The sequence below is a fragment of the Thiocapsa marina 5811 genome (assembly GCF_000223985.1).
GTDB lineage: Bacteria > Pseudomonadota > Gammaproteobacteria > Chromatiales > Chromatiaceae > Thiocapsa > Thiocapsa marina.
On record NZ_AFWV01000001.1, the window covers coordinates 103,192 to 115,540 of the forward strand.

Below are 12,349 nucleotides of genomic sequence, written 5' to 3' on the forward strand. Positions count from 1 at the left end.
CGCGAAACTACGAGGCGTTATTTCACATCAAGCCGCCGTCGGCACCGCACTTGGCCGAACGCCGGCCCGCAGTTCTGGAATCGGATTTCCGGTGCGCGTAAGATCCGGGTTAGCCGCTTCTCTTGCCCCGTCATGAGATCTCGCATTTTAGCCCGACATCGCTGACGGCACTTCAACGCATGCTCGGCCGCGACGAGCGGGTGATTCAAACTTCGAATTCAACGGATATTTGTATCGGAAGATCCTGAATCCATGGCGAGCGCGCTCGATGGCTACCGGCGCACCGAGACGACAGTCACGATTGCATCCCGGGCCAAGCCATCGATTGATCAGGCTACGCGGTTTCGGTCTTGCGCGCCGGCGATGAATCCAAGCCGAACGCCTCAACCAGGACGTGAAATGAAAGCATCACGCAGTCGGGCGATCCAAGGTATCGACCAAGCCCGACCAGACGATGAAAACCCACAACGGAGCGCCCGGCCGGCAAGCCCGCGGGCCCGACTGCTGCTTGGCGTTTGCCTCGGACTGTTGGCCTTGAGCGCAACTGCCGACGGGATCGAGGTAGCGCCTCCAAAAACCACCGACGAAGCGATCGACCTCCAGCTCGCCGAAGCCGCTGCGGATCGGCACGCCTGTCTGCGCTGTCATGCAATGTCGACCCTTGCCTATCGAAACCCCGAGAACAGCGACATCGTCGGTCTCTCCCTCGATCGCGAAGCACTCGCGCACTCGGTCCACGGCGAGCTGGCCTGCATCGACTGCCATCGCCGCAGCTATCGTCGCTATCCGCATCCGGACCGGCCTGCTCCCGGCGATCTGGACTGTATCGGGTGCCACGAAGACGAAGACCAGAACCTGAGCCGAGGGTGGGTCGACATCGATGCCGAGTTCAAGCGCAGCGTCCATGCGGTCTCGGACTCGCCGGAGGCCGCGGGCTTCAGTTGTCACTCCTGTCACGACCCGCATCGCTTCCGCCCGGCCGCGGTGGGAGAGCCCATCGCCCAGATCGTGCGGAACCACAACGAGGTCTGCCTGTCTTGCCATGAGAAGCTCGTCGCGCCATTGAACACGAGCCATGACTGGCTGCCGAACCGAGACGCCCACTGGGCATCGGTGCGTTGTGTCGACTGTCACACGCCTGCCGCCGTCTTTGCGAATCACGACATTCTGCCCGCCGAGCAAAGCGAGAAGAACTGCGTGAGCTGTCACTCCTCCGACCCGCAGCTCCTCGCGCGGCTCTATCAATTCCGATCGGAGGACGATATTGCCCGCCGCGGCTTGCTCGCCAAGGCCGTCTTCAACGAGGCCTATGTGGTCGGATTGAGCAAGAGCCCGGCGCTCGACCGACTCAGCCTGATCATCATGGGCCTGGTGGTCCTGCTGCTGGCGGCGCACGGTGTCGGTCGCTATCTCGCCCGTCGGGCGAACAGGAGGGCATGATGACATCGCTGTATCTCTATCCGGCTTGGCTGCGGCTTTGGCATTGGATCAATGCGCTCTTGTTCCTGACCTTGGTCGCCTCCGGGGTCAGCATGCATTACGCCGGAGCCGATTGGCTGATGCCCTTCGCCGCTGCGCGAGTCGTGCACAATACCGCCGGGATTCTTTTGACCGTCGCTTGGATCGGATTCGTCGTCGCGAATGCCAGGAGCGCGAATGCGCGCCACTATCGTGTCCGGTTTCGCACGCTTATCGGGGATTTGATCGCCCAAACGCGCTACTACATGATCGGAATCTTTCGGCTCGAGCCGCATCCATTCCACGTCACCGAGGCCATGAAGTTCAACACACTTCAGCAGCTCAGCTATCTCGGCGTCATGTACGGGCTGATGCCGATCCTCATCATCAGCGGCTGGGCCTTCCTCTATTCGGTCTATCTGCCGGAGACCCTGTTCGGTCTCGGCAGCGTTTGGGTCGTTGCCATGACCCATGTCGTCGTCAGCTATCTTCTGGCACTCTTTCTCTTGGTGCACATGTATATCATCACGACCGGCGAGACGGTTTTCTCGAATCTCCGCGCCATGATCACCGGTTGGCATCGCGAAAACGACCCGCCCCGCCCAGAGACCCCGGCTTCGGCCCCGCGTGAGACGCCATGAACGCATTCGCCAAGACCCTGTTGACACCCAAGAACGCACGTCGGCTCCTCATCACGGTTGCAGTCGGACTACTTGTCCTGTTCGTACTCTACAAGGTGGTGTATCCGATCGCTTTCGACGCCTATGTGGGCAAATCAAACGCGCCTTTGACCTATGCCAATAGTCAGCCGATCAGCGAGGCCGAGCTCGAAGCGATGGCGACCGAGCTCTCGCTGAGCTCGCGCCGCGCGGCCGCCGAGGCGATCGTCGGACAAAACGACGGCGCCTTCGCCCGCCGGGTCAAGGTCGAGATGCTCATGAACACGCAGTCCTTCATGCGTGAGCACGAGCCGACGCATATCAAGTACTTTCGTGATGCGAATATCCTGCAATACGAAGGACCCAAGACCTGCCTGCAGTGTCACGCCACCATCAAGGTCCGGCATCACGACGGGCGCACCTCCGAGGTCGACACACTCGACGACATCGTCAACTCGGTCCATTTCAAGTTCCAAAGCGACGGCGGCGGCGGCTTCTCGACCTACGGCTACGACGGGCGCCAGGTGAACGCAGAGGGCAGTCGCCCGATCCCGGTCGGCAAGATCAACCGCGCCTGCGGGATCCCCGGCAGCTTCTCCTGGACCGGCTGGGCGGCGTTGGTGGAGAGTCGACCCGAAGCGACGCATGGCGAGGTTGAATTACGCAGCGAAGGCTGCGGCCAATGCCATATCGGCGGGAACTATCAGCCGGCGACCGAGAAGATGATGCCGATCGGCGACGTGCCCGATGTTGCCAAAGAGGGTATCGATTGTTTGATCTGTCATTCCACCGAATACGACATGAACCAACGGTATGTGATCCGCGATGATGTCGGATTGCGCTGGAATCAGGACCGGACGATGCGCGCCGCGCTCACCGTGGGGCGCTCGACGACCAAGAACTGTCTGAACTGTCATCAGCACAACATGGGCGGGGATGCCTATCTGCACAACGAGGCTGCACAGGCACTCGGCGATAAGAACCAGCGCCTGCTTCATACGGGCGCCAAACGCGGCAACCCGTTCAGCCCGCAGGACGACGTGCATGCCGCGGCCGGTCTGCAATGCACCGATTGCCATGTTCCGGAAGGCCACAAGATCCCGCGCGGCCGGATGGGTGTCGATCTCGTCGCCAACGATCTGCCGAATGTCGAGGTCTCCTGCACCACCTGTCACACCGCCGCACCGCACAACCGCTCCGAGCACAAGGCGTTGCTCAACGGGCATCTGGATCGGATCGCCTGCGAGACCTGTCATATCAGGGAGCTTCAGGAGAACAATGTCGTGCTTCGCGACTGGGTTCACCCGACGTGGGATGCGGAGGAAGGCATCTTCACGCCCACCGACATCTATCGCTCCGGCGAGGTCAACAAGGGCTTCACCTTCCTCTGGTTCAACGGCAACGGAACCTTCCTTGCGAACGCCCTGGGCAACAATCCGAACGGCTCGACCGAGTACGACCCGCTCATGGCGCAACTGGCCCGGATCGATGATCCCGAGATCGTCGCCGCCGTGCGCGAGAAGGCGATCGAGCTGAAGAAGACCTATCCCGACATCGACGTGGACGCCTATGTCGAAGCCGCAACCGACCCGCTGTCCCAGCTCACGCCCGAGCAATTGGATAAGCGGCGCCGAATGCTGGATGAAAACCTGCGTGCGCATATGAACGACGGAGAAAGCCGCATCTATCCCTTCAAGCTCTTCAACGCCATGATGTACGAAGACATGGGAAATCAAGGTCCGTTCGGCGCCATGATTCTGCCGTTCGATTACGCGACCTACTACGAGACGGGAGACACGACCGCGTCCGTGAAGCAGGCAATCCAAGATCCCATCGTCCAGCGCATGTATCAAGAGCCGTTCAAGCTCTATATGATGGACGAGTTCATGGCCTATTTCGGTGTCAGCGGCGGATGGAAGACCCATTACCCGCTGGTCGACGGCAAGCTCGAGAACGTCGAGCCTAAATGGATGCGACAGATGGGCTCGCTCATGATCAATCACGGCATTCAACCCGTGGGCCGCGATTGCGTCGAATGCCATTCGCCGAACGGCATCCTGAATTATCGTGCCTTGGGCTATTCGCCGGAGCGTGCCGCGGAGCTCGAGAACCTCGACATCGTCGAGAATCTCCGCCCCGCGGCAAGCTTTTCCGCGACGGATGGCGGCTAGCTCGCCTCCCGGGACCTCGATATCGGAATCACCGCATGGGACTCGCACTGAGACTCTATGAAAGCCTGACCGAAGCGCCGGACGATACGACGCGCTTTCGGCTCATCGTCGACACCATCGATGCCTTGGAGCAACAGTGGCCGCGAGGCGGCGATGTGGCACTTCGGTCGGATGTCCGCGAATCCGAGCTGCGGCTCCAAAAGGAAATCGAGCAGGTCAGAAGCGAGCTCAAGAAAGACATCGCTGAGCTTCGTGCGGACATGCACAAAGAGATCGCCGAGCTTCGTGCGGACATGCACAAAGAGATCGCCGAGCTGCGTGCGGACATGCACAAGGAGATCGCCAAGCTACGGGGCGAGGTCCAAAAGGACATCGCCGAGCTACGGAGCGAGGTCCAGAAGGATATTGCCAACCTCCATGCCGCGATCGAGCGCACCAAGGTCGATCTGCTGAAGTGGATCGTCCCGCTGATGCTGGGCCAAGTCGCCGCGCTCGCGGCCTTGGTCAAGCTCCTTTGAAGAGACCGCGCAAGCTCGCCGCGCTCGCGCCGATCGCAGTTGCACCGTGCCCGGCGCGGCTTAAAGTATTAAAAAATATTAAATTCTAAACCGCGTCTCACCGGGATCGAGGATATCTCCGAAGCCAAACGCACAATCAGAACGACGCATGCCGCTCCGGGCGCGGTTTAGCCCGGCTTGTTCGCCTCGATGCTCGCCGAGACCAGATAATCCGTGACCGGCGTTCCCGGGGCCCAGTCCTGAATAAAGTCCCGGCTCTCGTCCTTCGGCGACACGCGCACCTGATCGAATCCCGCACCCTTCAGCATCTGCTCGAGTACATCGATCCGGGCCGCCCCCGCCATGCACCCGGTGTAGAGCGACAGGTCCGACCGGAGATCCTCCGGCAGCTCGGCAGTCGCGACGATGTCCGAGATGGCCAGTCGCCCGCCCGGCTTGAGCACCCGAAATGCCTCCGCGAAGACACGGGCTTTGTCCGGAGACAGGTTGATGACGCAGTTTGAGATGATGACGTCGACCGAGCCATCCGCCAGCGGCAGGTTCTCGATCTCGCCGAGTCGAAATTCCACGTTCCGATAACCGACCGCCTCGGCGTGCGCATCCGCGTTGCTGCGCGCCTTGGTCAGCATCTCCGGTGTCATGTCGACGCCGATGACGCGACCGGTCTCGCCCACTTGCCGGGAGGCGAGAAAAGAATCGAACCCGGCGCCGCTGCCCAGATCCAATACCGTCTCACCCGGCTTCAGCGCGGCGATCGCTTGGGGATTGCCGCAACCCAAGCCGAGATTCGCACCCTCGGGTACGGCGGCGGTCTCGGCCTCGCTGTACCCGAGCAGGGTCGATTGGATCGGCACGGGCGCGCAACAACCGCCCGCAGAGGACGGGGCGCAGCAATCGGCCCCCTCGCCTCCCGCCACCGCTCGTGCCGTCGCACCGTAGCGATCGCGCACCGCTTGGCGAAGGTTGTCTTGCTCGTTATTTTTCATTCTGTTCTCCCGTCGGGTCATGCCGAGAACGAACTAAACCACGTCCAGAGCGCGATGCGTCATTTTCATTTTGCATTTGGCTTTGGAGATGCCCTCGATCTCGGTGAGACGCGATTTAAATTTAATAGTCTTTAATCTCTTAAACCGCGCCGACTCCAACGCTCGTTACGTCTGCCAAAACCGATCCCATCCAAAAACATCGCATACCGCGCCGGGCGCGGTTTAAAAACAGGCATCCCTCAACGCCTTCATATAGTCAAGCCCCTTCTCGCGGGCGAATGCGATGTTTCTTTCAGGGATAGCATCCGCATCAGGGTATCGGTCAAGCACATGTTCAATGCTCTCTTCGCGGAGCAGGTGCAACATCGGATAGAGCGATCTGTTCGTATAGTTTGCAGGATCATCCTCGGGCGCATCGGCGAACCGATAATCGGGATGGAATCCGGCAACCTGATACTGACCTTCATAGCCTTTCGCTTCGAGAAGATCTTCCGCCATTGCGACCAATTCCAGGTAATCGTCGAAATCCGGAAGAGCACCGGGGAGGATCAACAGCGTTGTCTCGATCGACGGGTCTTCATCGAGGCGAAGGCACTCTTCGAGAAAGGCCTCGAGGCAGGCTTCCATGTCGGAGTCGATTAAGACTCGATAGTGTATTGCGCCGCGATTGAACTCTTTTGCCGCAAAGGGACACATGCGACATCCCATCACAACCTCGGAGATCCATTTCTTGGTCCGCGCGACAACGTCGTCGGATGCAACCATCAGTTTCAGCCCGGTTCCGGCGATTGGAAAGGTGAATTCGGGACGGTTCCGGAGCCCCGAATCAGGGGTGCAGTATATACCGATCGCACGTGGGTTTTCCGCGGCATTGCACGTCCCGCTGGACGTCAAATCCGAAGAGCGTGGAAACCTCCAGGAGAGGAGTCAAGGTTCCTCGGCCGGGAGCCGTCCGATGGCCTCACCTCGCACTGCTGCTGCGCATGCTCGATTGCAAAGTATCTTTTCATTAGGTGGTCAAACTTGTCAGCCGCGTTTGCGCTCTAGACCGAGGATAACTCGCATAGACATCGTACGCTACTGTTCTTAAAAATAAATTCAGAATGGCATCTCTTTTGCTTTTCACCTCCTCGACCGTCCGGCACCATCCAGGCGCCGACGTACAGCGGGGACGACAACCAGATGCCAACCACCGAAACCTATTACGAGGTCATGCGGCGCCAGGGGATCACGCGCCGCAGCTTCCTCAAGTTCTGCAGCCTGACAGCCACCGCGCTCGGGCTCGCGCCGACCTTCGCCGGAAAGATCGCGCACGCGATGGAGACCAAGCCGCGGATCCCGGTCGTCTGGCTGCATGGGCTCGAATGCACCTGCTGCTCGGAGTCCTTCATCCGATCCGCACACCCGTTGGTCTCGGACGTGATCCTCTCGATGATCTCGCTGGATTACGACGATCTCATCATGGCGGCGGCCGGACATCAGGCCGAGGCGATCCTGGAGGAGGTGCGCCACAAGCACGCCGGGAACTACATCCTCGCGGTCGAGGGTAATCCGCCACTCAATCAAGACGGTATGAGCTGCATCATCGGCGGTCGTCCCTTCGTCGAGCAGCTCCTGGAGATGGCCGACAGCTGCAAGGCCGTCATCTCTTGGGGCTCCTGCGCCTCCTGGGGCTGTGTTCAGGCGGCCCGGCCCAATCCGACACGTGCCACGCCGGTGCATGAGGTGATTCGCGACAAACCCGTAATCAAGGTGCCGGGCTGTCCGCCGATCGCCGAGGTCATGACCGGGGTCCTGACCTATATCCTCACCTTCGACCGGCTGCCGGAGCTCGACCGCCAGGGTCGCCCGCTGATGTTCTACGGACAGCGCATCCACGACAAGTGCTACCGCCGGCCGCACTTCGACGCCGGCCAGTTCGTCGAGTCCTGGGACGACGAGGGCGCGCGCCGCGGCTACTGTCTCTACAAGGTCGGCTGCAAGGGCCCAACCACCTACAACGCCTGCTCGACCATCCGCTGGAACGGCGGGGTGTCCTTCCCGATCCAGTCCGGACACGGCTGTATCGGCTGCTCGGAGGACGGCTTCTGGGACAAGGGCAGCTTCTATCAGCACGTCACCGACACCCACGCCTTCGGCATCGAAGCCAACGCGGATCGCACCGGCATCGCCGTCGCGACCGGCGTGGGTGCGGCCATCGCCGCCCATGCGGCCGTCAGCGTCTACAAACACGCCCAAGACAAGAAGGGAGATGACCAAGCATGAGCGTCGTCACGGCCAACGGCTTCGAGCTCGATACCGCCGGACGACGCCTCGTCGTCGACCCGGTCACCCGCATCGAGGGGCACCTGCGTTGCGAGGTGAATCTCGACGAGAACAACGTGATCCGCAACGCGGTCAGCACCGGGACCATGTGGCGCGGACTCGAGGTCATCCTGCGCGGCCGCGATCCGCGCGACGCCTGGGCCTTCACGGAGAGGATTTGCGGCGTCTGCACCGGGACCCATGCCCTGACCTCGGTGCGCGCGGTCGAGGATGCACTCGGGATCGCGATCCCGGAGAACGCCAACTCCATCCGCAACATCATGCAGCTCACGCTCCAGGCGCACGACCACCTGGTGCATTTCTATCATCTGCATGCGCTGGATTGGGTGGACGTGGTCTCGGCCCTCGGTGCCGATCCGAAGGCGACCAGCGCGCTGGCGCAGAGCATCAGCGACTGGCCCAAGTCCTCGCCGGGCTATTTCCGCGACGTTCAGAATCGGCTCAAGCGTTTCGTGGAGTCGGGTCAGCTCGGGCCCTTCATGAACGGCTACTGGGGCAGTCCGGCCTACAAGCTGCCGCCCGAGGCCAACCTGATGGCGGTCACCCACTATCTGGAGGCGCTCGACTTCCAGAAGGAGATCGTGAAGATCCACACCGTCTACGGCGGCAAGAACCCCCATCCGAACTGGCTGGTCGGCGGGATGCCCTGTGCCATCAATGTCGACGGCACGGGCGCGGTCGGCGCGATCAACATGGAACGGCTTAATCTGGTCAGCAGCATCATCGACCAGACGATCGAATTCATCGACAAGGTCTACATCCCGGACCTGATCGCGATCGCCTCCTTCTATAAGGACTGGACCTACGGCGGCGGGCTGAGCAGTCAGGCGGTGATGTCCTACGGCGACATCCCGGATCATGCCAACGACCTGTCCTCGGAGAACCTGCTCCTGCCGCGCGGCGCGATCATCAACGGCAACCTCAACGAGATCCACGAGATCGATCTGCGCAACCCCGAGGAGATCCAGGAATTCGTCGACCACTCCTGGTTCAGCTACAAGGACGAGACCCGCGGCCTGCATCCCTGGGACGGGGTGACAGACCCCAACTTCGTGTTGGGGCCCAACGCCGTCGGCACGCGCACCCGGATCGAGGCGCTCGACGAGCAGGCCAAGTATTCATGGATCAAGGCCCCGCGCTGGCGCGGACATGCGATGGAGGTCGGTCCGCTGGCGCGCTATGTCATCGGCTACGCCCAGGGCAACCCGGAGTTCAAGGAGCCGGTCGACAAGCTGCTGACCGATCTCGGACTGCCGCTCGAGGCGATCTTCTCGACCCTGGGACGCACCGCCGCACGCGGGCTGGAGGCCTCCTGGGCGGCCCACAAGATGCGTTATTTCCAGGACAAGCTGGTCGCCAACATCAAGGCCGGCGACACCGCAACGGCCAACGTCGACAACTGGGACCCCAAGACCTGGCCGAAGGAGGCACGCGGTGTCGGAACGACCGAGGCCCCGCGCGGGGCGCTTGGACACTGGATCGTGATCAAGGACGGCAAGATCGACAACTACCAGGCGGTCGTCCCGACCACCTGGAACGGCTCGCCGCGCGATCCGGCGGGGAACATCGGGGCCTTCGAGGCGTCGCTGCTCAACACCCCGCTGGCCAAGGCGGACGAGCCCTTGGAGATCCTGCGCACGCTGCACAGCTTCGATCCTTGTTTGGCCTGTGCGACGCACATCATGGGGCCGGACGGGGAGGAGCTGACCCGCGTCAAGGTTCGCTGAAACGTGTCTCGAGGACGTTTGATGGGGTCGGGGTGAGCTTGGCCTCGACGCCGCATGCGAACTTGGCGGACGCGTTTCAGGTGATTCGTTCGACGTGAAATACCCAAAGAACTCGTGACATCCGCTCCGCGGTGTCACGCATGCCCCGTGGCGCTCTGCGCCACGTGAAACGATGACCAAAATGACGAACGAGGCCTGGGGTTTTCCTGTGTACACCCCGGATTCATCGCTCACACTCGGGACGACAACATGAATTCCAGCCTTCCACAGGTCAGACGAACCGCGGTCTATGTCTATCAGGCACCCTTGCGGGCCTGGCATTGGATCAACGCACTCTCGATCACGATCCTGGCCATCAGCGGCTATCTGATCGGCAGCCCGCTCCCGACCTTGCCCGGAGAGGCGAGTGATCACTATGTGATGGGCTATATCCGCTTCGCGCATTTCGCCGCAGCCTATGTCTTCGTGATCGCCTTTCTCTTCCGGATCTATTGGGCATTCGCGGGCAATCGCTATTCACACCAATTGTTCACCTTGCCCTTCTGGCGTGCGAGCTTCTGGCACGAGCTGATTCACGAGGTCCGCTGGTATGCCTTCAAGGAAACCGAGCCGGCCAAATATATCGGCCACAATCCGCTGGCTCACCTCTTTATGGTGGTCATCATCACCGTGGGCGGTCTGGTGATGATCGTCACCGGGTTCGCGCTCTATTCTGAGCAGACCGGGCTCGGGAGTTGGCAGGACGAGCTATTCGGCTGGGTCATCCCCTTCGTGGGCCAGAGCCAGGACGTGCGCATGTGGCACCACTGGGGGATGTGGGTGATCGTCGTTTTCGTGATGCTGCATGTCTACACGGCGATTCGCGAGGACATCATGTCGCGCCAGAGCCTGATCAGCACCATGATCAGCGGCTGGCGGATGTTCAAGGACGATCGGCCATGAGCGACCGAGCCATCGGGAACAACCCCGCCATCCTGATCCTGGGCATCGGCAACCTGCTCTGGGCCGACGAGGGCTTCGGCGTGCGGGCGGTGGAGGCGATGCAACGCGACTGGCATCTGCCCCCGAATGTTCAACTGCTCGACGGCGGAACCCAGGGGATCTATCTGGTCGACCGGGTGCGCACGGCCGATGTGCTGGTGGTCTTCGATGCGGTCGACTATGGCCTGCCGCCGGGCACCATGAAGCGGGTGGAGGGCGACGAGGTGCCGCGCTTTCTCGGCGCAAAGAAGATGAGCCTGCACCAAACCGGCTTTCAAGAGGTGCTCGCGCTCGCGGCCATGCTCGGCGAGTATCCGGAGTATCTGCTCCTGATCGGCGTGCAGCCGGTCGAGCTGGATGACTTCGGAGGCAGCCTGCGCCCGCAGGTCAAGGCGCGGATCGCCCCGGCGATCGCGATGGCCCTGGAGTATCTCGCGCAGTTCGGCGTCGTCGCCCTGCCGCGCAGCGACTCAAGCGCCGAGAACCATGATCTGCCCCATCCATCGCTCGATCTGGACGCCTACGAAGCCGGCCGACCGGCGCCGGAGATCGCCTGCCGCATCGGCGACGAGCGCGTCCTGGCAAGCCTGCCCGGCCGTACGAGCCAACCCCGAGATCCCCACGGAGAATATCAATGACCACACCGATAGACCTCACGACGACGAGGCGGATGCCGGGAACGCCCTTCAGCGTCGTGGTCGACGAAGGTCCCGACTATCTCTCGATGCCGAAGGGCATGGCGACCTATCAGCCCCCGCCGCTGCCCGAGCCGGAGTTGCTCGACGGCTGCGCCGCCGGACTGGATCTGTTGCGGCGTCTGCATGCGACACTGGCGCGGCATCGCGTGGGCCAGCCGGCGGAGGTCCTGGATCTGGCTCCACTCGACCTGATCGATCGCCAGCTCGTCGACCAAACCCTCGGCGAGGGTGAGGTCAGCGTGATTCAACAGGGTTTGGAGGGCACCCGTGCGCAGGAGACACGCCTCGCCGGGGTCTGGCGGCTGCACGTCCCCGCGTCGGACAGCGGCCCGGGCCGCGAGGTCATCGAGGTATCGGAGATCCCGAGCTTCGTCCGGGAGACCGCTTTTGCCGATACAGCGGAGACGATCGGACCCGTCGGCGATCTCGCGGACGGCGTCATGAACGCCCCGGCGCTGATCGTCGAGATCGAAGCCAAGGTCGCCGAATGGCGTCCCGGCACCCCGACCCACATCATCAATCTCACCTTGCTTCCGATGACCGAGCAGGATCACGCCTATCTCGACGAGCGACTCGGTCGCGGACACGCGACCATCCTCTCGCGCGGCTACGGCAGTTGTCGGATCGTCGCGAGCGGCATTCGACAGACCTGGTGGGTGCAACACTTCAACTCGGACGATCGGCTCATCCTGAGCACGCTCGAGGTGACGGATGTCCCCATCGCCGCGCTGGCCGCACAGGAGGACATCGACGACAGCCGCGATCGGTTGGCGGAGATTCTGGAGACATTGGATTGAATCCGAGCCGAGGTCTCGACGGGCCGGAT

The 12,349-nt window shown here is 61.9% G+C and carries 11 protein-coding genes; 9 read left to right on the forward strand and 2 right to left on the reverse strand.

Annotated features, from left to right (window positions below; all coding sequences use genetic code 11):
- Positions 1 to 534: 534 nt before the first annotated feature.
- The 4 genes from THIMADRAFT_RS00485 to THIMADRAFT_RS00500 are packed head-to-tail and all read left to right on the forward strand — an operon-like array spanning position 535 to position 4,806.
- Positions 535 to 1,440: a cytochrome c3 family protein gene (locus THIMADRAFT_RS00485; protein ID WP_233490106.1), complete on the forward strand. Its 906-nt coding sequence runs from the start codon at positions 535 to 537 to the stop codon at positions 1,438 to 1,440.
- Positions 1,440 to 2,099 carry a cytochrome b/b6 domain-containing protein gene (locus THIMADRAFT_RS00490; protein ID WP_007190977.1) on the forward strand — a complete coding sequence of 220 codons (660 nt, stop codon included), beginning with the start codon at positions 1,440 to 1,442 and terminating at the stop codon, positions 2,097 to 2,099. Before THIMADRAFT_RS00485 ends, THIMADRAFT_RS00490 begins: the two co-directional genes overlap by 1 nt.
- On the forward strand, positions 2,096 to 4,288 hold the full coding sequence (locus THIMADRAFT_RS00495; protein WP_007190978.1) for a cytochrome c3 family protein: 2,193 nt from the start codon (positions 2,096 to 2,098) through the stop codon (positions 4,286 to 4,288). Before THIMADRAFT_RS00490 ends, THIMADRAFT_RS00495 begins: the two co-directional genes overlap by 4 nt.
- Before the next feature lie 35 nt (positions 4,289 to 4,323).
- Positions 4,324 to 4,806, forward strand: a complete 483-nt coding sequence (locus THIMADRAFT_RS00500) for a coiled-coil domain-containing protein (protein ID WP_007190979.1) — start codon at positions 4,324 to 4,326, stop codon at positions 4,804 to 4,806.
- A 167-nt stretch (positions 4,807 to 4,973) separates the two neighbouring features.
- On the opposite strand, the gene THIMADRAFT_RS00505 is transcribed toward THIMADRAFT_RS00500, so the two are convergent.
- Positions 4,974 to 5,792, reverse strand: coding sequence for an arsenite methyltransferase (locus THIMADRAFT_RS00505; RefSeq protein ID WP_007190980.1), 819 nt, complete (start codon positions 5,790 to 5,792; stop codon positions 4,974 to 4,976).
- Positions 5,793 to 6,014: 222 nt separating this feature from the next.
- Positions 6,015 to 6,557: a DUF1415 domain-containing protein gene (locus tag THIMADRAFT_RS00510; RefSeq protein ID WP_040729185.1), complete on the reverse strand. Its 543-nt coding sequence runs from the start codon at positions 6,555 to 6,557 to the stop codon at positions 6,015 to 6,017.
- 417 nt (positions 6,558 to 6,974) lie between these two features.
- Here THIMADRAFT_RS00510 and THIMADRAFT_RS00515 point away from each other — a divergent pair, with 417 nt between their 5' ends.
- The 5 genes from THIMADRAFT_RS00515 to THIMADRAFT_RS00535 all read left to right on the forward strand — a co-directional run bounded on the left by THIMADRAFT_RS00515 (position 6,975) and on the right by THIMADRAFT_RS00535 (position 12,320).
- On the forward strand, positions 6,975 to 8,057 hold the full coding sequence (locus THIMADRAFT_RS00515; protein ID WP_007190982.1) for a hydrogenase small subunit: 1,083 nt from the start codon (positions 6,975 to 6,977) through the stop codon (positions 8,055 to 8,057).
- On the forward strand, positions 8,054 to 9,844 hold the full coding sequence (locus THIMADRAFT_RS00520) for a nickel-dependent hydrogenase large subunit (RefSeq protein ID WP_007190983.1): 1,791 nt from the start codon (positions 8,054 to 8,056) through the stop codon (positions 9,842 to 9,844). Before THIMADRAFT_RS00515 ends, THIMADRAFT_RS00520 begins: the two co-directional genes overlap by 4 nt.
- Before the next feature lie 249 nt (positions 9,845 to 10,093).
- Positions 10,094 to 10,786, forward strand: coding sequence for a Ni/Fe-hydrogenase, b-type cytochrome subunit (gene cybH, locus THIMADRAFT_RS00525; protein ID WP_007190984.1), 693 nt, complete (start codon positions 10,094 to 10,096; stop codon positions 10,784 to 10,786).
- Positions 10,783 to 11,463 (forward strand): HyaD/HybD family hydrogenase maturation endopeptidase, encoded by a 681-nt coding sequence (locus THIMADRAFT_RS00530; protein WP_007190985.1) that lies wholly within the window; start codon positions 10,783 to 10,785, stop codon positions 11,461 to 11,463. Before cybH ends, THIMADRAFT_RS00530 begins: the two co-directional genes overlap by 4 nt.
- A complete protein-coding gene (locus tag THIMADRAFT_RS00535; RefSeq protein WP_007190986.1) occupies positions 11,460 to 12,320 on the forward strand; it encodes a hydrogenase expression/formation protein in 861 nt (286 codons plus the stop codon). The genes THIMADRAFT_RS00530 and THIMADRAFT_RS00535 overlap by 4 nt, the downstream gene beginning before the upstream one ends.
- Positions 12,321 to 12,349 lie beyond the last annotated feature (29 nt).

Coding starts and splice junctions, on each gene's coding strand:
- THIMADRAFT_RS00490 (WP_007190977.1), top strand. CDS start 1,440: ATGACATCGCTGTATCTCTATCCGGCTTGGCTGCGGCTTTGGCATTGG.
- THIMADRAFT_RS00495 (WP_007190978.1), top strand. CDS start 2,096: ATGAACGCATTCGCCAAGACCCTGTTGACACCCAAGAACGCACGTCGG.
- THIMADRAFT_RS00500 (WP_007190979.1), top strand. CDS start 4,324: ATGGGACTCGCACTGAGACTCTATGAAAGCCTGACCGAAGCGCCGGAC.
- THIMADRAFT_RS00505 (WP_007190980.1), bottom strand. CDS start 5,792: ATGAAAAATAACGAGCAAGACAACCTTCGCCAAGCGGTGCGCGATCGC.
- THIMADRAFT_RS00510 (WP_040729185.1), bottom strand. CDS start 6,557: ATGGTTGCATCCGACGACGTTGTCGCGCGGACCAAGAAATGGATCTCC.
- THIMADRAFT_RS00515 (WP_007190982.1), top strand. CDS start 6,975: ATGCCAACCACCGAAACCTATTACGAGGTCATGCGGCGCCAGGGGATC.
- THIMADRAFT_RS00520 (WP_007190983.1), top strand. CDS start 8,054: ATGAGCGTCGTCACGGCCAACGGCTTCGAGCTCGATACCGCCGGACGA.
- cybH (WP_007190984.1), top strand. CDS start 10,094: ATGAATTCCAGCCTTCCACAGGTCAGACGAACCGCGGTCTATGTCTAT.
- THIMADRAFT_RS00530 (WP_007190985.1), top strand. CDS start 10,783: ATGAGCGACCGAGCCATCGGGAACAACCCCGCCATCCTGATCCTGGGC.
- THIMADRAFT_RS00535 (WP_007190986.1), top strand. CDS start 11,460: ATGACCACACCGATAGACCTCACGACGACGAGGCGGATGCCGGGAACG.